The 19,056-nt window shown below is 66.7% G+C and carries 16 protein-coding genes; 8 read left to right on the forward strand and 8 right to left on the reverse strand.

The window, feature by feature from the left end:
- Window position 1: 1 nt before the first annotated feature.
- The 6 genes from glgB to JHW45_RS17810 all read right to left on the reverse strand — a co-directional run bounded on the left by glgB (window position 2) and on the right by JHW45_RS17810 (window position 9,148).
- Window positions 2-2,212, reverse strand: coding sequence for a 1,4-alpha-glucan branching protein GlgB (glgB, locus tag JHW45_RS17785; protein WP_272858921.1), 2,211 nt, complete (start codon window positions 2,210-2,212; stop codon window positions 2-4).
- Window positions 2,209-3,714 (reverse strand): maltokinase N-terminal cap-like domain-containing protein, encoded by a 1,506-nt coding sequence (locus tag JHW45_RS17790; RefSeq protein ID WP_272858922.1) that lies wholly within the window; start codon window positions 3,712-3,714, stop codon window positions 2,209-2,211. Before JHW45_RS17790 ends, glgB begins: the two co-directional genes overlap by 4 nt.
- A complete protein-coding gene (locus JHW45_RS17795; RefSeq protein ID WP_419181818.1) occupies window positions 3,711-5,720 on the reverse strand; it encodes an alpha-1,4-glucan--maltose-1-phosphate maltosyltransferase in 2,010 nt (669 codons plus the stop codon). The genes JHW45_RS17790 and JHW45_RS17795 overlap by 4 nt, the downstream gene beginning before the upstream one ends.
- Before the next feature lie 162 nt (window positions 5,721-5,882).
- Window positions 5,883-7,124 (reverse strand): glycosyltransferase, encoded by a 1,242-nt coding sequence (locus JHW45_RS17800; RefSeq protein ID WP_272858924.1) that lies wholly within the window; start codon window positions 7,122-7,124, stop codon window positions 5,883-5,885.
- 198 nt (window positions 7,125-7,322) lie between these two features.
- Window positions 7,323-8,594 carry a PQQ-dependent sugar dehydrogenase gene (locus JHW45_RS17805; protein WP_272858925.1) on the reverse strand — a complete coding sequence of 424 codons (1,272 nt, stop codon included), beginning with the start codon at window positions 8,592-8,594 and terminating at the stop codon, window positions 7,323-7,325.
- 188 nt (window positions 8,595-8,782) lie between these two features.
- Entirely contained in the window at window positions 8,783-9,148 is a 366-nt protein-coding gene (locus JHW45_RS17810; RefSeq protein ID WP_272858926.1) for a c-type cytochrome, read from the reverse strand.
- Window positions 9,149-9,704: 556 nt separating this feature from the next.
- On the opposite strand from JHW45_RS17810, the gene JHW45_RS17815 reads away from it, so the two are divergent.
- The 5 genes from JHW45_RS17815 (at window position 9,705) to JHW45_RS17835 (ending at window position 13,961) form a co-directional block, all read left to right on the forward strand.
- On the forward strand, window positions 9,705-10,406 hold the full coding sequence (locus JHW45_RS17815; protein WP_272858927.1) for a response regulator transcription factor: 702 nt from the start codon (window positions 9,705-9,707) through the stop codon (window positions 10,404-10,406).
- On the forward strand, window positions 10,406-11,593 hold the full coding sequence (locus JHW45_RS17820; RefSeq protein ID WP_272858928.1) for an FIST N-terminal domain-containing protein: 1,188 nt from the start codon (window positions 10,406-10,408) through the stop codon (window positions 11,591-11,593). Before JHW45_RS17815 ends, JHW45_RS17820 begins: the two co-directional genes overlap by 1 nt.
- The gene (locus JHW45_RS17825) at window positions 11,583-12,908 is read left to right on the forward strand and encodes an ATP-binding response regulator (protein ID WP_272858929.1); all 1,326 of its coding nucleotides are present in this window, start codon (window positions 11,583-11,585) and stop codon (window positions 12,906-12,908) included. The genes JHW45_RS17820 and JHW45_RS17825 overlap by 11 nt, the downstream gene beginning before the upstream one ends.
- A gap of 94 nt (window positions 12,909-13,002) precedes the next feature.
- The gene (locus tag JHW45_RS17830; RefSeq protein ID WP_272858930.1) at window positions 13,003-13,623 is read left to right on the forward strand and encodes a hypothetical protein; all 621 of its coding nucleotides are present in this window, start codon (window positions 13,003-13,005) and stop codon (window positions 13,621-13,623) included.
- The gene (locus JHW45_RS17835) at window positions 13,620-13,961 is read left to right on the forward strand and encodes a hypothetical protein (protein WP_272858931.1); all 342 of its coding nucleotides are present in this window, start codon (window positions 13,620-13,622) and stop codon (window positions 13,959-13,961) included. Before JHW45_RS17830 ends, JHW45_RS17835 begins: the two co-directional genes overlap by 4 nt.
- A gap of 37 nt (window positions 13,962-13,998) precedes the next feature.
- Here the strand turns inward: JHW45_RS17835 and ubiB are convergent, their stop codons facing one another.
- Entirely contained in the window at window positions 13,999-15,531 is a 1,533-nt protein-coding gene (ubiB, locus tag JHW45_RS17840) for a 2-polyprenylphenol 6-hydroxylase (RefSeq protein WP_272858932.1), read from the reverse strand.
- 3 nt (window positions 15,532-15,534) lie between these two features.
- The gene (gene ubiE, locus JHW45_RS17845) at window positions 15,535-16,281 is read right to left on the reverse strand and encodes a bifunctional demethylmenaquinone methyltransferase/2-methoxy-6-polyprenyl-1,4-benzoquinol methylase UbiE (protein ID WP_272858933.1); all 747 of its coding nucleotides are present in this window, start codon (window positions 16,279-16,281) and stop codon (window positions 15,535-15,537) included.
- A 101-nt stretch (window positions 16,282-16,382) separates the two neighbouring features.
- Between ubiE and mutM the strand changes: the two genes are divergently transcribed.
- The 3 genes from mutM (at window position 16,383) to rpsT (ending at window position 18,507) form a co-directional block, all read left to right on the forward strand.
- Window positions 16,383-17,228: a bifunctional DNA-formamidopyrimidine glycosylase/DNA-(apurinic or apyrimidinic site) lyase gene (gene mutM, locus JHW45_RS17850; protein WP_272858934.1), complete on the forward strand. Its 846-nt coding sequence runs from the start codon at window positions 16,383-16,385 to the stop codon at window positions 17,226-17,228.
- Window positions 17,229-17,305: 77 nt separating this feature from the next.
- Window positions 17,306-18,082: an enoyl-CoA hydratase gene (locus tag JHW45_RS17855; protein ID WP_272858935.1), complete on the forward strand. Its 777-nt coding sequence runs from the start codon at window positions 17,306-17,308 to the stop codon at window positions 18,080-18,082.
- A 155-nt stretch (window positions 18,083-18,237) separates the two neighbouring features.
- Complete coding sequence (gene rpsT / locus JHW45_RS17860) at window positions 18,238-18,507, forward strand: 30S ribosomal protein S20 (protein ID WP_272858936.1); 270 nt, start codon at window positions 18,238-18,240, stop codon at window positions 18,505-18,507.
- The last annotated feature ends 549 nt before the right edge of the window (window positions 18,508-19,056 follow it).

The following is a 19,056-nucleotide window of genomic DNA, read 5'->3' on the forward strand; positions in this document are numbered from 1 at the left end:
TTCAGCCCTCCGGCACCAGCACCAACACGCCAAGCGGCGGCAGCGTCATCGTGGCAGCGGCGGGGCGGCCATGCGCGCCCGGTGCCGTGGCGATGACATGGCCGCCATTGCCCGCGCCCGATCCGCCATATTCGGCGGCATCGGTGTTCATCACCTCGCGCCAGCGTCCTTCGCAAGGCAGCCCGATGCGAAACCCCTCGCGCAGAACCGGCGCCATGTTGGCGATCACGGCTACCGGCGGCGTGCCGTCGTCGCCCTTGCGCAGATAGCTGAAGACGTTGTTCTCGCTGTCGCCGCCATCGATCCATTCGAACCCCTCGGGCGCGCAGTCGCGAAGATGCAGGGCCGGCGTCTCGCGATAAAGCCGGTTCAGGTCGCGCACCAGGTTTTGCACCCCCGCATGGGCCGGATCGTCCAGCAGGTGCCAGTCAAGGCTGCGGTCGTGGTTCCATTCGCGTTCTTGTCCGAACTCGCCGCCCATGAACAGCAGCTTCTTGCCCGGATGGGTCCACATGAACCCGAAATAGGCGCGCAGATTGGCGAATTTCTGCCAGCGGTCGCCCGGCATCTTGCCCAGAAGTGAGCCCTTGCCGTGCACCACCTCGTCATGGCTCAGCGGCAGGATGAAGTTTTCCGAGAACGCATAATGTAGGCCGAAGGTCATCCTGTCGTGGTGATATTTCCGGTGGATCGGGTCCTGCGCCATGTATTCCAGCGTGTCGTGCATCCAGCCCATGTTCCACTTGAAATCGAACCCCAGCCCGTCTTCGCCGACGGGCCGGCTGACGCCGGGCCAGGCGGTGGATTCCTCGGCGATGGTCAGCGTGCCGGGGGCGCGCTCGGACACGGTCACGTTGGTGCGCCGCAGGAAATCGACCGCGTCCAGGTTTTCGCGCCCGCCAAAGCGATTGGGCAGCCATTCGCCCGGCTCGCGCGAATAGTCGAGATACAGCATCGAGGCCACGGCATCCACGCGCAGCGCATCGACGTGAAACTCTCGCAGCCAGTAAAGCGCGCTGGCGCGCAGGAAATTGGCGACCTCGACCCGGCCGAAATTATAGATCAGCGTGTTCCAGTCGCGGTGAAATCCCAGCCGCGGATCCTCGTGTTCGTAAAGCGCCGTGCCGTCGAACCGCACCAGACCATGCGCGTCCGACGGAAAATGCGCCGGCACCCAGTCCACGATCACCCCCAGACCCGCGCGGTGCAGCTGATCCACCAGCCGGGCGAAATCCGCCGGTGTGCCGTGACGCGCGGTCGGCGCGAACATCCCGATCGGCTGATACCCCCACGACCCGGTGAACGGGTGTTCGGACACGGGCAGCAGTTCGACATGGGTGAATCCCATGTCGGTCGCGTAATCGGCCAGCGCCTCGGCCAGTTCGTCATAGGACAGGATGCGGTCGCCCTCGCCGCGCCGCCAGGACCCCAGATGCGCCTCGTAAACCGAAATCGGGGCTTCGACGGGGACGGCGTCGGTCAGGGCCTGCATCCAGTCCGCATCCTGCCACGCATGTTCCGGCAGCCCGGCAATGACCGAGGCGGTTGCGGGCGGAGGCTCGGCGGCGAAGGCCACCGGATCGGCTTTCAGGGGCAGCACCGCGCCGTGCACGCCCAGGATCTCGTATTTGTAAAGCGCGCCTTTGCGCAGGCCGGGGATGAACAGCTCCCACACGCCCGCCGCGTGGCGGCGGCGCATCGGATGGCGGCGCCCGTCCCAGGCGTTGAAATCGCCGACGACACTGACGCGCCGCGCGTTCGGGGCCCAGACGGCAAAGGCGGTGCCGGCGACGCCCTCATGCGTGACCGGATGCGCGCCCAGCTTGCGATACAGCTCCTCGTGCCGGCCCTCGGCCAGCAGGTGTTCGTCGAACTCGCCCAGCAGCGGACCGAAGGAATAGGGATCGTCAAGTTCCCACTCGGCATCCCCGGCCCGCATCCGAAGACGATAGGGAAAGGCCCGGCTGCGGCGTCCCGCCGCGCCGCTGAAGAACCCTTCGGCGTCGATCCGGTCCAGGGTCGCGACGGGCTGTCCGGTCTTGCGGTCGATCACCGCCACCTCGCCCGCCTCGGGGGCGAACACGCGCACGACCGGCCCGCCCCGGTCGCGTTCATGCATCCCCAGAATGGCGAAAGGATCGGCGTGGCGACCCCGCAGGATCGCCTCCACCTCGGTCGGATCGGGCCGGTGATCGGGTGTCGCGCGGCTCATGACGTGCCTCCGGCGTTTGCCAGATTCAGCAGACCGGCCATCGGCACGACGGCCCAGTCCGGCCGGTTCGACAACTCATAGGCGACCTCATAGGCAGCTTTCTGCACAAGGAAAAGATCCAGCAGCGCGGCAGCCAGCGGCGCGTCGGGATCGGCGTCGCTGCGCGCCATTTCGGAGCGATACCCGGCCAGAAACCCCTGCGCGGCGGCGGCGTGCCATGCGTCGGCAACCGGCGCGGCGGCCTTCGGGTCGTCCGCGCGCAGCACCGCCGCCCGCGCCGCATAGTCCAGCGACCGCAGCATCCCCGCCACATCGCGCAGCGGCGCCATCTTGGCGCGGCGCGCGGCCAGATCGCGCCGTGGCTCGCCTTCGAAATCGATGATCGCCAGATCGCCCCCCTCGGTGACCAGAACCTGCCCCAGATGATAATCGCCATGGATGCGCGTGCGCCAGCCCGACGGCGCCAGCCGTGCCACGCGCGCGATCTTCGCGTCCAGCGCGGGTCTTGCCGCGACCAGATCGCCCGCCAGATCCGCCAGCGCGCCTGACCCCGCCGCCGCCTGCGCGATCATGCGCCAGGTTTCCTCGACATCCGCCGCGGCCTCGGCGACCCATGACTTCAGGTCGTCCTGCGTGACCGCGACAGGGGCAAAGGCCGGATCGTCGGTCGTTTTCGCCAATGCCTGATGCAGCCCGCCGGTCCGCACGCCCAGCAGACGGCACAGCGCGGCATCGTCGGCCATGTCCGCCGGGCCGGCATCGCCCGCGATCGCGGCATCCAGACGCCGGGCGAAATGGCTCCACGCATCGCCGCGATTGGCGACAAAGGCGAATGCGGCCGCCAGCGTCGTCGGCTCCTGCCCGGCCCCGGTCAGCGTCGCGCTGCCCAGCCAGGCGGGCGCATGGGCAAACCCGGCCGCACAGGTCAGATGGCGCGAGATTTCGACATCGGGCTGCGGCCCGGCGCGCAACCGGCGATAGATCTTCAGGATCACGTCCCGCCCGAAGGCGATGGAGACGTTGCTTTGCTCGGCGGCCAACGGCCGGGGCGTCTCGGTGTCCGGCGGAATGCCCGCCCCCTCGAACCGGACAGCGCCGCCGTCGCCTTCCAGCAACGCGCCATCGCGCATCGCGTGCAGAATATCGCCGGCCAGCGCCATGTCGGTCCCTCCGTCGCACAAGGCCGCGCCATCCGGCAGATGTCCGATAATGTCCGCGCCCTCGGCATCGCGCCCCGCGGTCAGCGGCAGGAAATACCGCTGCACGCCGCCGGCCAGCGCCACATCGGCCACGCACAACGCCGCCCGCCCCCTTTGCATGGCGGCGGCACAGGTCAGATCCACGCCCTCGATGCGCGATTCCTTGGCGCCGAACCAGCGGCGCGTCGCCAGATACGCCTGCAGCGCGTCACGGACCAACTCGCGTCCGGCCTCGCCGTTCAGCGTGGCGCAAAGATCGTCGCCCGCCGTCGCCGCAGCATCGGTTCCCGCTGGCGTGGTCATGCGCGCGCCGCCCCCGGTGGGAACAGGCGCCAGATCGCATAGGGCCGCGTATCCGGGTCCAGCGTAAGGGTGTGATCCTTGCCGTGCCAGGTAAAGCGGTTGCCCTGCAACAGATCCTGCACCTCGATCGAGGCGCTGTCGGGCAGCCCGAATTCCCACAGCGGCACTTCGAAGCCGAATTCGCGCGGCGCGCGGGGATCGAGATTGACGTGGAAAAGCAGGAAACTGTCCGCGTCCTTGTCGAACCGGCCATAGTAAAGAACATCGTCGTCATGCGCCGGGAAAAAGCGCAGATTGGTGAAATCGCGCATCGCCGGGTGTTCGGCGCGGATGCGGTTGATCAGGCGGATATCGTCCTTGATATGGCCCGGCTGGCCGAAATCCCATTGCCGCAGCTGATATTTCTCGCTGTCGAGATATTCCTCCTTGCCGGGCACGGGGCGGCCCTCGCAGATCTCGAACCCGTTATAGATGCCGTAATTCCCGGCCAGCGTCGCGGCCAGCACCAGCCGCGTGCGGAAACCCGGCCGGCCGCTGGTCTGCAGGAAATACGGGTTGATATCGGGCGTATTGGCGAAAAAGTTCGGCCGCATATAGTGGCGGCATTCCTCGCGCGTCAGCTCGGTCAGGTATTCGGTCAGTTCCGCCTTGGAATGGCGCCAGGTGAAATAGCTGTATGATTGCGTGAACCCGATCTTCGCCAGCCGTTTCATCACCTTGGGCCGGGTAAATGCCTCGGCCAGAAAGATCGTGTCGGGGTGGCGCGCCTGCACCTCGGCGATCATCCATTCCCAGAACGGGAACGGCTTGGTGTGCGGATTGTCGACGCGAAAGATCTTCACCCCATGCGCGACCCAGAACAGCACGACATCGCGCAACTCCAGCCACAGCGAGGGCAGCGCGTCGCGGTAGAAATGGACGTTAACGATATCCTCGTATTTCTTGGGCGGGTTCTCGGCGAACTTGATGCTGCCGTCGGGGCGCCAGTCGAACCACTTGGGATGCTCCTTGATCCACGGGTGATCCGGCGAACACTGGATCGCGAAATCCAGCGCGATCTCCAGCCCATGATCCGCCGCAGCGGCGACCAGCCGGTCGAAATCCTCCAGCGTGCCAAGATCGGGGTGGATCGCTTTATGCCCCCCCTCCTGCGCCCCGATGGCATAGGGACTGCCGGGATCGTCCGGGCCTGCGGTCAGGCTGTTGTTCGGACCCTTGCGGTTGGTGCGCCCGATAGGATGGATGGGCGGGAAATACAGCACGTCGAAACCCAGATCGCGCACGTAATCCAGCCGGTCGATCACGTCGTCGAACGTGCCGTGGCTGCCATCCGCGCCCCAGGACCGCGGCATCATCTCGTACCAGGCGCTGAAACCGGCCGCATCGCGATCCGCGCGCAGGGGCAGGTCACGTCCATACTGCGACAGGTTGGTGCGCGGCCCGGTCTCGCGCATCAGGGTCCGTGTCTCGTCCGACATCAGCAGCGATTGCCGCCCCGCATCGTCCGCATCCTCCAGCCGCGCCAGCAACTGGGTCAGCGCCTTTTTCGGCCGCGCCTTCAGCGCCGCGCCGGCGTCCAGGGCCTCGGCGACAAGGCGCCGCCCCTCCTCCAGTTCCAGCGAGACGCGCTGACCGGCCGCGATCTTCTTGGCCGTGTCCTCGTGCCAGGTGGCGAAAAGATCGCGCCACGCGATCAGGGTCAGCCACCACAGCCCCGGTTCCGGCACCGAGATCTCGGCGGCCCAGCGGTCGTTGACCAGATGGCGCATCTCCGCCTCGGTCACCGGCCCGCCCCGGTCGGCACGCAGCTGCACCGCCGCGCGGATCCGGTCATGGCCATCCCCGAATACATCCGCCTCGAACGTGAAATCGCGCCCGGCGATCACCTTCGCGGCGAACCTGCCGCCGTCGATTTCGTGCGAGACACCCTCGAAAGCGATGCGGTTCCGGGCGATCGTCATCACGGCGTCGATCGCGTTTGCCTGACTTTTTCCGGCAGCTGCCATTCTTCGGTCTCCGACGGCGGTTCTCTGCTTTAAACCAGCCCTCTGCCGTTTGGTTCCCCAAGCCGTTGCAGCGCATGTCGTCCCGGCGGGGTGCGGCCCGGGGCAGTTCAGATAAGCTTTGTGCTTACGACCTGCCTGTCGGCACGAAATGCCTTCCTCGCATCAGCCTTCAGCCAAATGACGCCGGATGATGTTGCTTCGATGCCTGAAAACTGCCTCGTCCGTGAACGGAGCACCATCTGCCGCTGCTGCGAGCATAAGATTGGAAAGCTGCCGGCGATCAGCGTCCAGATCAGCCAGTTCCTTTGCCAGCGAAACCTTGTCTCCTCGGGGCACCAATATGCCCCCCCGGTGAGCGGCGATGAGGTCATCCGGATAGGCGCTTTCATAACCCACCAGCGGGCAGCCCGAAGCCAGCGCCTCGATAAGACAGCGCGGCGATTCAGGGGTCAGATGGCAGAACAGGAAAACATGCGCGTTGCGCAATTCCTCCAGAACCGCAGTTCGATCATCCACGAAACCGGGCATTTCCACGCGATCCTGAAGGCCCGCCTTGGCGATCTGCGCAATCATTCCGGCCCGCTCGGAACCGTCCCCCAACCAGCGCGCGCGGAAATCCACACCCATATCCGACAGGTGCTTCAGCACCTCGATCCAGTCGAACGGACCCTTCATCGGATCGGCCCGGCCCGTATAGATCAGGCGCAACGGGCCTTCGGATGCCCCGCCTGCCTTGGTTGCAAGACGTTCGGGGGCGATATGGTCACGCGGCCCAAGGTGGATGTCATGGACGACTTCGGCGGGTCCGCGAGAGAATGGCGCATACGCCTCATAGGTCTCGCGGCCGTGAAAGAGGCCGAGGGTTGCGCGCCGGATGACGGCACGCTCAAGCGCCGCCATCGGCCTGTGAGCCAGACGCCGCCGAAGTCTTGCTTTCCAGGGCCCGGTCCCTGCTTCCTGACGCACGATCTCGGATTCGACACGATCGGTCCAGACGGCAAAGGGCCGCTTCATCCGATACGCTGTGAAGCTGGCGACTGCGCCCCAATCGCCGAACAGGCCTCCGATCGCGAAGCTGAGCCACTGCGCCTCTGAGATGAGCTTCTGGATACGACGTCGCGTGGCAGGAAGATGGCGAAAAAACTGATCCGGCCGATAGGCCATCGGCAGCGGTTCGAATTGCACCCGGTCCAGTCTGGACGCAACATCAGATAATCGCTCCCATCCCCTCGGCGAAGAAGCGGGGTCGAGCGGCATCATGACCGTGACACGAGAAAAATTTTCAGCCCAGAGCCGAAGGCCGTTCACAGCCTGTCTTTCAACGAGGAGTTCGCCCTTTTCATCGCGATAGAGCGGCACGGGCGCATAGAGCAGGAGCGCGTCGTTCGTCGGAGACTCTTTCATGACCTGCGGTGCTCTCATAAACTCTTAACTAGGAAACAAGTCTCCAGGCGGTTCAGGACGTTCTCTCCGGTAAACCCGGCGCAGCCCATAGCAGACGACACATTCCTATTCAAATTGCCATGTCTCCACGCCGCACACCCCAAACCAGGTCGTGGCAGCGCCGCCCGTGCGGACGGCGCGCCCGTGTCGCTTTGGCTCTCAGGGGGTGAGCTTGTGGATCGCGCCCTCATCGACCGCCACATAAAGGCTGTCATCGGGTCCCAGCACCAGCGACCGGAAACGTCCGGCCTCCATCCCCTCGGGCAGGGTCATCTCGGTCACGTCATAAACTTCGGACCCGTCATCGGACAATTCGATCACATCGATCCTCTGCCCGATCGGCGTCCCGCCAAAGCCGATCCCCATCAGGCCGACAACCAGGTGGCCGTCCCAGGCACCCCACGCGTCGCCTTCCAGAAAGGCGGCCGAAGACATGCCCTGCGACCAGCCGTTGTTGTCCCACATCGGGGGCATGGCGTCCGGATAGGTGGCAAGATCGGTCATCGGCATGAAGGCCGCCCGCTCATACCGGTTCATCCCTTCCATCTGGTTCGGGCTATAGCCGCAGTAATCGTCCGGGCAATCGCCGCGGCCCGCCATGTTGGCGCGCGGGTCCCAGCCGCCGTTGCCGCCGTTCACCAGCAAGGTGATCTCGTCCGAATGCCACGGACCGTGCTCGGCGATGATGGCACTGCCGGTGCCCGGGTGGAACGCGATCCCCTGCACGTTGCGATGTCCGTAGGTATAGGTGCGCTTGTCGAACCCTTCCGGAGGAGCGTTACCTTCGGCCGCGTTGCCGTCAGTGTCCAGGCGCAGCACCTTGGACCCCATCTGCGTCGGGCTTTGGGGCAGCTCCTCGTTATGGTTGTCGCCGGTCGTCAGCCAGAGGTGACCCTCGGGCCCGAACCGGACACGGCCGCCGTTATGCGCGCCCACTTCACCGAACGGATGATCCGAAGCTTCCATCTTGTAGGGCACATCTTCGACGATATCCGTCCGCTCCGACACATCCGAAAAGTCCTCGTTCACCACCAGTCGCATCAGGCGGTTGGTATGCGGCGTCGCCATATTGGACGTCGAATACACATAAATCCTGCGATTTTCGGCAAAGTCGGGATCGACCGCGACGCCCATCATACCGGCCTGACCCTGGCAGAAAAGATCATCTGCCGTAGAGGCGTAACCTTCGACACCGCCCATGCCCAGAAGCGCCTTGACGTCGCCCGAGGGCATCCGAACCGAAAGGCCCTTGCATTTTTCGGTGAAAAACATCGTGCCATCGTCAAGGAACGCCATGTCCCATGGATTTTCAAGTCCCTCCAGCACGACGGTATGCTTGAGACTGGACGTATTCTGCGCAAGGGCCGGCAGCGCAAACATGGCTGCCCCTGCGACAAGCGGCAGTAACCCGTGGCGCGGTGCAAACGACATCGTCTCCTCCTTCGGTTAAGCGATTTCACGTCATCGACTTCGAAAACCTCTTCGATCCAGCAGTTTGTTCGACCTAGCCAATGAACCCTACAGTCGAAACGCATGTTAGACAAATTTCGCTCTGCCGACCCGGCCCGGATACCCCATCGGGGCCACGCCCGACACCTCCAGCCCCTGCCCGCCTGCCGTCATTCCGGCAGCGAGACGATGAAACCGGCCAGATTCGAGATGTCTTGATCCGACAGTTCTTTTGTCACTGCCGCCATCAATGGCGTGTTCGGCCCCAGCTTTTCGCCCGCACGATACTGCTCCAGCCGCTGGACGAGATGGTCGGCCGGATGGCCGACCAGCTTCGGAAAGCTGGACACGCCTTCTGCCTTTCGACCGTGGCAGGCTCTGCACTCGCGCATATATTGTTTTTCGCCAGCGACAATATCGGCGGCAATTTCCGACCCCGCGTCGACCGCATTCGGCTTGGCCTTCACCTCTGCGATTGCAGAACTGCCGCAAAACGCACTGGCAACAACCGCCGCGAGCAGAAATCCCCGTCCCATGATGTCACGATCCTTTCGCTACAATTCGTCAAGCGCACCAGCCAGACCGGCCGCACTCCAACCCGGGAATCGTCATCCTGAAGCCACTGAACCCGATCATTGCGTGTTCCCGGCCCGTGAACAAGTCAGCAGATTGGGCGATGTTTCCGCAAGGCGGCTTGACGCTGGAGCTGATCCAAGCCGGGACGACTCGCAGGCAGTGGCGTGCGAACAGCGATGACGGCATGGGCGACGGCGGCGGCAAAAGGTAACACCGCCGCCCGACCGGGCCCGTTGACGATCCGTTGAACAACCGCGCGCCACCTGTGTACGCCCTGTGCACGGACGGTGCCGCGCCGGTGCATCCCCCGTGCAGCGAAAAACCCTGCATTCGCTGCCCGAAACGGGGCCGCGTTGCGCAGCCGGACACCACGCAACGCACGCCCCCGTTGCGCCGCCGGCTGCGCCTCCGCCGCGCCGATGGACCCTTGCTTTGATGCACGCGCAGGCTACAATCGAGCAAGGATGTTGCGGCCAAGGCGCATGCCGCAACAGAAACGACAAGGGAGGAGCCGCCATGACAGCCGCAGCCATGCGGGCGCAGCCGACGCGCGCCCCGACCACCGATCAGGTGCGCGAAATCCTGATCGTGGACGACCACCCGCTGATGTGCGACGCGCTGGCGCTGACACTGAAAATCAGCTTCGGCCTGAAAAACGTGCGCACCGCCCGCAGCCTGGCCGCCGCCATCGACGACATCAGATCGCAGGGCCTGCCCGACGCGGTGATCCTGGATCTGAACCTGCCCGACGCGCGCGGCGCCGAGGGTATCGTGGCGCTGCAACGGCATCTGCCGAACGTGCCGATCACGATGATTTCCGCCGATCTGGACGGGCAGATGATCCGCGCCGCGATGGCCGCCGGCGCGCAGGGTTATGTCAGCAAATCCCTCAGCCGCGAGGCGCTGGTCGACAGCCTGCGCCGGATGTGGAACGGCGAATACGTCACGCCCGATGGCTATGAGCCCGGCACCGCCGATGCCGAGGACGAGGCCCGGGCCGAGCTTGCCCGCCGCTTTGCCACGCTGACGCCGCAGCAGATGCGGATCCTGCGGCTGATCTGTCTGGGCAAGGCCAACAAGGAAATCAGCTACGAACTGTCCATCGCCGAGGCGACGGTCAAGACCCATATCACCGCGATCATGTCCAAGATCAACGCCCGCCGCCGCACGCAGGCGGTGCTGCTGGCAAACTCGGTCCGGCTGTTCGAGGCGGGCTGATGACCCCCAGCCCGGCCGCCAAACCGGCCGCCACCGGGCCGGTGGCTGTGCAGGCCGACCGGGGCGCCGGAACGGTCCAGACCCTGCTGGACGGGCTGCGCGACGCCGATCCCGCGCTGGTGCTGGTCTTCGGCGCGCGCGGCGACGATCTTGCCGGTCTGAGCCGGGGTCTGCGCGAGGGGCTGGGGCCGGATTGCACCATCGCCGGCTGCTCGTCGGCGGGAGAGATCGGGCCGGCGGGATATGCCTCGGACAGCATCGTTGCCATCGGCTTTCCTGCGGCCGGGTTCCGGGCCGGGGCGGTCGTGCTGGACAATCTGGCGGGTCTGCCGGTGTCGGACTGGATGGCCGCGCTGCGCCGGCTGCACGAATCGTTCGCACCCGATCCGCGCCGGTCGCTGTTCGGGCTGCTGCTGGTCGATGGCATCGCCGGGCAGGAAGACGCGCTGGTGGCCACCATCGACGCCGCCCTGCCCTCGGTGCCGACGCTTGGCGGATCGGCCGGCGACGGGCTGGAATTTCGCCGCACCACGTTGCTGGCGGGCGATGCGGTGATGACGAACGCCGCGATCTTCCTGCTGGTGGAAACCGATCTGGCCGTCAGCGAGGTGACATTCGCCCATTTCAGCCCGACCGAAACGCGCGCCGTCGTCACCGCCGCCATCCCCGACAAGCGTCGCATCCTTGAACTGAACGCCGAACCCGCGGCCGCTGAATATGCGCGGATCGTCGGCGTGCCGGTGGACCGGCTGACGCCGACCGAATTTGCCCGCCACCCGCTGCTGCTGCGGATGGGCAAGCGGCACCATGTCCGCGCCATCAGCGCCGTGACCGAGGATCGCGGCCTGTCGCTGATGTCGGCCATCGACACCGGCACGGTGCTGACCGTGGGCCGGGCCGGCGATCTGACGCAGGGCTTTGCCGAGGCGCTGGAATCGCTGCCGCGCCCGCCCTTGATGGTGCTGGGCTTCGACTGCATCCTGCGGCGTCTGGCGCTGGAACGCGCGGGGCTGGTTCAGGCGATGTCCGATCTGTTCACCCGCTATCGCGTGGCAGGGTTCAACACCTATGGCGAACAGCACAGCGGCATGCATGTGAACCAGACCTTCGTGGGTCTGGCCTTCATGCCGGCGCAGGACGCGGCAGCCTCGCCGGTCGGCGAGACGGGCAATCCCGATGCTGCGTGACGACGACCCGCCCGAGCGGCGGATCGAAAAGCTGCGCCGGATCAACGATGTGCTGATCGGCCGGATCGACCGGCTGGAGGAATCGCGCGGCTCGGCCTGGTCGATGTTCCAGGCGGCCGTCGCGCTGGAACAGGAGGTGCTGACCCGCACGCGGCAGCTGGAAAAGGCGCTGGCCGATCTGTCGCAACGAAACCGCGAACTGGCCGTCGCCCGCGCCAGCGCCGAAGAGGCCAACCGGTCGAAGACCCGGTTTCTGCGCGCGGCCAGCCACGATCTGCTGCAACCCCTGTCGGCGGCGCGGCTGTTCCTGTCGGCGCTGTCGGACACGGGTATGGACGATCACCAGCAGGAACTGGCCGGCCGCCTGTCGGGCGCCTTCGAATCGGTCGAGGAGCTGATGCACGCGGTTCTGGACATCTCGCGGCTGGACAGCCAGCGGATCGAGTTTCACCGCCAACCCGTGCCCCTGGGCGATCTGTTCCGCCGGCTGGCGGCCGAATATGCGCCGCTGGCCGAGGCCAGGGGGCTGCGGCTGCGATTCGTGCCCACCGCCGCCGTGGTCGAAAGCGATCCGGTTTTTCTGCGCCGCATCGCCCAGAACCTGGTGTCGAACGCGATCAAGTATACGCAGCGCGGCGGCGTCGTCGTCGGCGTGCGGCGGCAGGGGCCGATCTGCTGGCTGTGCGTGCACGACAGCGGCGTCGGCATCCCGGCGGTGGATCGCAACCGGATTTTCGACGAGTTCCAGCGCCTCGGCAACGACAGCGGCGCGCCCGGCATGGGGCTGGGCCTGTCCATCGTGCGCCGCGCCTGCAACAAGCTGGGCCATCCGATCAGCATGACGTCCGAGGCGATGCGCGGCACGCTGTTCCGCGTAGGCCTGCCCGCCGTGACCGACGGCGCGGGCGCGGCGCGGGCCGATGCGCCGGGCGCGGCGGTCCGGTCGCTGCGCGGTCGTGTGGCGCTGGTGGTGGAAAACGACGCCGGCATGCGGCGCGGATACGAGCTGGTTCTGACCGACCGGCTGGGGATGGTGGCCCGCGCCACCGGCGGCACGGCCGAGGCGGTGGCCGCGATGGGCGAAGAGCCGCCCGACGTGATCCTGGCCGATTATCACCTGGAACAGGGCGATACCGGCGTGCATGCGATCCAGACTTTGCGCGCGCGTGCCGGCCGCCCTGTCCCCGCCGTCATGGTCACCGCCCATCGCGACCCCGACATCGCCCGCGCGTGCGCGACGCTTGGGGTCAGCCTGATGGAAAAGCCGGTGCGTCCGGACGAGCTGGCCGAGATTCTGGGCCGGATCCTTGCCTGATCCTGCGACCAAGGGGCCAGAGGCAGGGCGGCGGGGCTTGCCCTTGCCGGCGCGCGGCGCAACTGTTGTCACACCGACACGGGGAGGACGACCGATGACACGCGCCATCGCCATCGCGACGTGGCTGGGCCTTGCCGCGACAAGCGCGCCGGTCGCGCAGGCGGGCGAGGCCGGGGACGCGGTCTTTGCCGAACGCGCGCCCTGGGCGCTGGATGGCGACGGGCTGACATGGGATTTGCAGGTGCAGGGGCCGGCAGCGCCCGGTTTCGTGCCGGTCGAGGACGGGTCCGTGCGGCTGACCCGCACCATCGATCCGGCGGACGGGCAGCCGGTGTTGCAGGTCACGCGCGACACCGGCACGGACACGCGCCGCATCGGCGCGTTCCCGATCTCGGGCGGCGATCCGGTGCTGGTCCTGTTTCTGGAACAGACCGCGCGCGACATGGCGGCGCTGACCGGCGGCAGCCCGTTCTATATCCGCAACCGCATCAAGGACGCGGTGTTCCGGGGCGGGCGCATCGCGCGCAGGGACGGGCAGGCAATCGCCGTGTTCCACCCGTTCGCGGACGACCCCAACGCGGCACGGATGGGCGGCTTCGACACGCTGGCCCTGACCTTCGTGCTGGACGGGAACCCCAAGGCCCCGATCCGCCAGATGCTTGCCGCGACCGAGGGCGGCACCCCCGGCTATCTCAACCGTCTGGTGCTGGAATGAGGCGGGCGCTGATCCTGATGGCGGCGCTGTCGGTCCCGTCGGCTGCGGCGCGGGCGCAGGCCGTGAACGATTATCCGACCAATGCGCGGGCGGAATACGTGTTCACCTGCATGGCCACCAATGGCGAGACGCGCGAGATGCTGGACCGCTGTTCCTGCGCCATCGACCAGATCGCGTCCGTCCTTCCCTATGCGGATTACGTCAGCGCCGAGACGGTGTTGCGGATGCGTCAGGTGACCGGCGAACGGGCGTCGATGTTCAAGGGCATGGCGCAGATGACCGAGATGGTCGCCACTCTGCGCCGCGCCGAGGCCGAGGCGGAAATCCTCTGCTTCTGACCCTGCGGGCGGACGGCCCGAGCCGGACGCTGCCCGTTCAGCCCAGCCCCAGCCCAAGCGCGGCGCCGGCCACCAGTGACAGCAGCGCGACCAGCCACAGCGGCACGCGCGCCCGGGGCTGCGGTGGCGGGCGCACGCCGTCGGGATGGGCGCGGTCCCACAGCGCATGTTCGACGATCTGCGGCAGCAGCGGGCCATAGCGGCCCACCGTCTGGGCCACGCGCGCCATGTCGCGCGCCAGCGCCTTCGGCCCCAGATTCGAACGGATATAGTCGGAGACGACCGGGCGCGCGGCCTCCCAGATGTTCAGCTGCGGATCGACGGATCGCGCCACGCCCTCGACCACGACCATCGTGCGTTGCAGCAGGATCAGCTGCGTCTGCGTGCGCATCCCGAAGCGTTCGGTCACCTCGAACAGATAGGCCAGCAGGCTGGCCATCGAGATCTGCGAGGCATCGGCGCCGAAGATCGGCTCGCCCACGGCGCGCAGGGCGCGGGCGAACTGCGCCTCGTCGCGGTCGCGCGGGACATAGCCCGCCTCGAAATGCACCCGCGCCACGCGGCGATAGTCGCGCTTGATGAACCCCATCAGGATTTCGGCATAGATGCGGCGGGTATATTCGTCGATCTCGCCCATGATGCCGAAATCATAGGCGATCACGTCGCCGTTCGGCGCGACCTTGAGATTGCCGTGATGCATGTCGGCGTGAAAGAACCCGTCGCGCAGCGCGTGCTGCAGGAACAGCTGCACCACCCGCGTCGCGATATGGGTGACGTCGTGCCCGGCGGCGATCAGCGCATCGCGGTCGCCCATCGGCAGCCCTTCGGCCCAGTCCGAGGTCAGGATACGCCGCCCCGACAGCGGCCAGTGCGGGCGCGGCACCTGGAAGTTCGCGTCCCCGCGCGTGTTTTCGGCAAATTCCGACGCCGCCGCGGCCTCCAGCCGCATGTCCTGTTCGCCGGTCACGACGCTTTCGAAATGGCTGACTACGTCGCGCGGGCGCAGGCGGCGGCTGCCGGGTGACAGCGCCTCAATGATCGAGGCGGCGAAATGGAACGCGTCGATGTCGCGGCGGAAGGCCGCGCCGATCCCCGGTCGCAGCACCTTGACGGCGACCTCGCGGCCGCTGTCGCGCACGCGGGCGCGGTGGACCTGCGCGATCGAAGCGGCGGCGACGGGTTCGGAAAACTCGGAGAACAGCAGATCGACCGGCTGGCGCAGCTCGGCCGCGACGATCTGGCGGGCCTGATCGGTCGGAAAGGGCGGCAGACGATCCTGCAACATGCGCAGCTGCCCGGCCAGTTCGGTGCCGACCACGTCGGCGCGCGTCGACAGGATCTGGCCGAACTTGATATAGGCCGGGCCCAGTGCGGTGATCGCCCGCGTGACCGGCGGCAGGTTCGGATCGCCCTTGTAGCCCAGCCAGCGGAACGGCCAGCCCAGGACGCGCGCGGCGATCCGCAGACGCGGCGGCGCCTCAAGCGCGTCCAGCGCCACCCCCATCGCGCCGCTGCGTTCGAACGTGGCGCCGGTGCGGATCAGGCGCAGGATGTTGTGCGGGCCGCGCATGGGCTACAACTTCCAGCCGGAATGCAGCGCGGCGATGCCCATCGACAGGTTGCGATACTGGACCCGGTCGAACCCCGCCTCGCGGATCATGCGGGCGAAATCCTCCTGGTCGGGAAACTGGCGGATCGATTCGACCAGATACTGATAGCTGTCGCGATCCCCGGTCACCGCCTGCCCCATCGCCGGAATGACGTTGAAGCTGTAGCGGTCATAGGCCCACTGCATCGCCGGCACCGGAATCCGGCTGAATTCCAGCACCATCAGCCGGCCGCCGGGACGCAGGACGCGACAGGCCTGCGACAGGGCGTCCGCGATGCGGGTGACGTTGCGGATGCCGAAGCTGATCGTATAGCGGTCGAAGCTGTCATCGGCAAAGGGCAGCGCCATCGCGTCGCCGGTGACCCATGCCAGCCGGTCGGCCTTTTCGGCGGCTTCGGCCCGCTGGCGCCCCTCGACCAGCATCGCCTCGGTCATGTCGCAGACGGTGACGCGCGCGCCGGGCGCACGATCCAGAAACCGGAACGCGACATCGCCGGTGCCGCCGGCCACGTCCAGCAGATGCTGGCCGTCGCGCGGCGCCAGCCAGTCCATCATCGCGGTCTTCCAGGCGCGATGGATTCCCGCGCTCATCAAATCGTTCATCAGGTCATAGCGCGATGCGACGCTGGAAAAGACGCCGTGAACCATGCCGGCCTTGGCGTCCTCGTCCACGGTCTGAAAGCCGAAATGGGTCTGCTTCTTCTCGCTCATCACGCTTGCCGTCCGCCTGTTCAGTCGCCAGATAGTGCCGGCGCGCCGCGCGCACAATGACCGGGATGCGCCACAGGCGCAATGCAGCGAAGGGACCGCGATTGCCAGAACTGCCCGAAGTCGAAACCGTGCGCCGCGGCCTGTTGCCGCATCTCGAGGGGCAGCGGATCGTCCGTGCCGAGGCGCGGCGCCCCGATCTGCGCTGGCCGCTGCCGCCCGATCTGGTGCAGGTGCTGACCGGGGCCATGGTGACGACCCTGCGGCGGCGGTCGAAATATCTGCTGGCCGATCTGGACCGGGGCGGCACGCTGCTGATGCATCTGGGCATGTCGGGGCGGATGCTGGTCGAAGGCGCGGGGACGGCCGGGTTTCACCGCGACCCCGCGATCCTGCCGCGCCACGATCATGTCGTGCTGGAAACCGGGGCGGGCACCACCATCACCTTCAACGATGCGCGCCGTTTCGGCATGGTCGATCTGATCCGCGAGGGCGAGACGCATCCGCTGCTGGCCCGTCTTGGTCCCGAACCCTTCGACGACGCGTTTTCCCCGGCCTATCTGGCCGCGGCCTTTGCCGGGCGGCGGGTCCCCGTGAAACAGGCGCTGCTGGACCAGGGGATCGTCGCCGGTCTTGGCAACATCTATGTCAGCGAGGCGCTGTGGCGGGCGGGCATCGACCCGCGCCGGGCGGCGGGCCGGATCGGCGCGGCGCGGATCGCGGCACTGGTGGGCCATGTCCGCGACGTGCTGCGCGACGCCATCGCGGCGGGCGGGTCGTCGCTGCGCGACCACCGGCAGGCCACGGGCGAGCTGGGCTATTTCCAGCACAGCTTTCGCGTCTATGACCGCGTCGGCGCGCCGTGTCCGCGCCCGGGCTGCGCCGGCACGATCCGGCGCATCGTGCAGTCGGGCCGATCCAGTTTCTTCTGTCCGACCTGCCAGCGCTGAGCGGGGACACTTGGCTTTCGCATGTCCCTGCTGATAGGACTCTGGGCAACGCTTCTTTGCAACGAGGTCCAAGGCCCATGGCTTACGAAACCATCATCGTGGAGATCGAGGACGAGGTCGCCCTGGTCCGGCTGAACCGTCCCGAGGCGCTGAACGCGCTGAACGCCACGCTTCTGGACGAGCTGTCCGCCGCGCTGACCGAGGCGGACCGCAACGACAAGGTGCGCTGCATCGTCCTGACCGGCACCGAAAAAGCCTTTGCCGCCGGGGCCGATATCAAGGAGATGGCGGAAAAGAGCTTCGTCGATGTCTATGACGAGGATCTGTTCGGCCCCTCGATGGACGCGATCCAGCGCGTGCGCAAGCCGATCATCGCGGCGGTCAGCGGCTATGCCCTGGGCGGCGGCTGCGAACTGGCCATGGTGTGCGATTTCATCATCGCCGCCGAAAACGCCAAGTTCGGCCAGCCCGAGGTCAATCTGGGCGTGATCGCGGGAATCGGCGGCACGCAGCGCCTGACCCGTTTCGTCGGCAAGTCGAAGGCGATGGACATGAACCTGACCGGCCGTTTCATGGACGCGGCCGAGGCCGAACGCTCGGGGCTGGTCAGCCGTGTCGTGCCCACGCCCAAGCTGATCCCCGAGGCGATGTCGGCGGCCCGCAAGATCGCCGAGAAATCGCAGGTCAGCATCAAGGCGGCGAAGGAATCGGTCAACCGCGCCTATGAGACGACCCTGCGCGAGGGGCTGTTGTTCGAACGCCGCACCTTCCATTCGCTGTTTTCCACCGAAGACCAGAAGGAAGGCATGGCCGCGTTCCTGGAAAAGCGCGAGGCGCAGTTCCGCGACCGCTGATTTTCAGGGTTTTCTTTGCGCGCGGCCTCGCCTATATGCCCGCCTGACATGCGTGTGGGCCCGCTTTTGGCAAGAATCATGTCCGCCTTTGATCGGGGCGGATCTGTGGGTCTTGTGCGCAACAGTAACGTCAAGGACCCAGAGGAGCCAGAAACATGGCCAATACCGCCCAGTCGAAGAAACGCGCCCGCCAGATTGAGCGTCGCACCGATGTCAACAAGGCCCGCCGTTCGCGCATCCGCACCTTCCTGCGCAAGGTCGAAGAGGCGATCGCCTCTGGCGACGCCGAGGCCGCCCGCACCGCCTTGCAGAACGCCCAGCCCGAACTGATGCGCGGCGTCACCCGCGGCGTCGTTCACAAGAATACCGCAGCACGGAAAATGTCGCGCCTGTCGGCCCGCGTGAAGGCACTGTCGGCCGCCTGAGCCGCCTGGCCCCAGGGCCGGAAAATCGCGTGGATTCAGCCTCTGGAACCGGTCATTTCACGGCCGGGCGCAAGCCGCCGCTTGCGCCCGGTCTTTTCGTTCGCGCTTGGCGCGCCCGTTAAGAAATCGTTAAAATTCAACGGGTTTGAGTTTTTCACTTTCAAGTCAACGGTCTCGCAGATTCGATCCGGCAAAGCCTGTGTCAAGCGCATAGTTCAGTTGCGCGACGGCGGCCGGGGTTGCTAGGTTCACCATGCGATTCACGTCGCTTTGGGGGACGGGCCGGCGCCCCGGCGGTCTTTGGACTGCGGGACGCACGGCCGGGCGACGAAGCAGAGAATTCTCTCTTCTGCCCTCGGGTCCGATGACGGCCGGCTGCCACCGGCTGTCGCAGGACCCGTGTCTGTGATCCGGACGGGCTGACTGCCCACTCATGCGGCCATCCGGCCGCAGGGTGGCCCGATGCCGTGCGGTCGCCCAAGGGGACGCGAATCCTGTCTCGCCTGAACACGGGCGAGGGTCGGGGACAGGATGGACAGGGCAATGACG

This window comes from Paracoccus stylophorae, from assembly GCF_028553765.1.
In the GTDB taxonomy this organism is placed as follows: domain Bacteria; phylum Pseudomonadota; class Alphaproteobacteria; order Rhodobacterales; family Rhodobacteraceae; genus Paracoccus; species Paracoccus stylophorae.

Excerpts from the sequence above, each read along its gene's own strand:
- JHW45_RS17855 (WP_272858935.1), top strand. The coding sequence starts at position 17,306 with ATGGCTTACGAAACCATCATCGTGGAGATCGAGGACGAGGTCGCCCTG.
- JHW45_RS17810 (WP_272858926.1), bottom strand. The coding sequence starts at position 9,148 with ATGGGACGGGGATTTCTGCTCGCGGCGGTTGTTGCCAGTGCGTTTTGC.
- JHW45_RS17795 (WP_419181818.1), bottom strand. The coding sequence starts at position 5,720 with ATGGCAGCTGCCGGAAAAAGTCAGGCAAACGCGATCGACGCCGTGATG.
- JHW45_RS17835 (WP_272858931.1), top strand. The coding sequence starts at position 13,620 with ATGAGGCGGGCGCTGATCCTGATGGCGGCGCTGTCGGTCCCGTCGGCT.
- JHW45_RS17830 (WP_272858930.1), top strand. The coding sequence starts at position 13,003 with ATGACACGCGCCATCGCCATCGCGACGTGGCTGGGCCTTGCCGCGACA.
- glgB (WP_272858921.1), bottom strand. The coding sequence starts at position 2,212 with ATGAGCCGCGCGACACCCGATCACCGGCCCGATCCGACCGAGGTGGAG.
- JHW45_RS17820 (WP_272858928.1), top strand. The coding sequence starts at position 10,406 with ATGACCCCCAGCCCGGCCGCCAAACCGGCCGCCACCGGGCCGGTGGCT.
- JHW45_RS17825 (WP_272858929.1), top strand. The coding sequence starts at position 11,583 with ATGCTGCGTGACGACGACCCGCCCGAGCGGCGGATCGAAAAGCTGCGC.
- JHW45_RS17790 (WP_272858922.1), bottom strand. The coding sequence starts at position 3,714 with ATGACCACGCCAGCGGGAACCGATGCTGCGGCGACGGCGGGCGACGAT.
- JHW45_RS17805 (WP_272858925.1), bottom strand. The coding sequence starts at position 8,594 with ATGTCGTTTGCACCGCGCCACGGGTTACTGCCGCTTGTCGCAGGGGCA.
- JHW45_RS17800 (WP_272858924.1), bottom strand. The coding sequence starts at position 7,124 with ATGAAAGAGTCTCCGACGAACGACGCGCTCCTGCTCTATGCGCCCGTG.
- JHW45_RS17815 (WP_272858927.1), top strand. The coding sequence starts at position 9,705 with ATGACAGCCGCAGCCATGCGGGCGCAGCCGACGCGCGCCCCGACCACC.
- rpsT (WP_272858936.1), top strand. The coding sequence starts at position 18,238 with ATGGCCAATACCGCCCAGTCGAAGAAACGCGCCCGCCAGATTGAGCGT.
- ubiE (WP_272858933.1), bottom strand. The coding sequence starts at position 16,281 with ATGAGCGAGAAGAAGCAGACCCATTTCGGCTTTCAGACCGTGGACGAG.
- ubiB (WP_272858932.1), bottom strand. The coding sequence starts at position 15,531 with ATGCGCGGCCCGCACAACATCCTGCGCCTGATCCGCACCGGCGCCACG.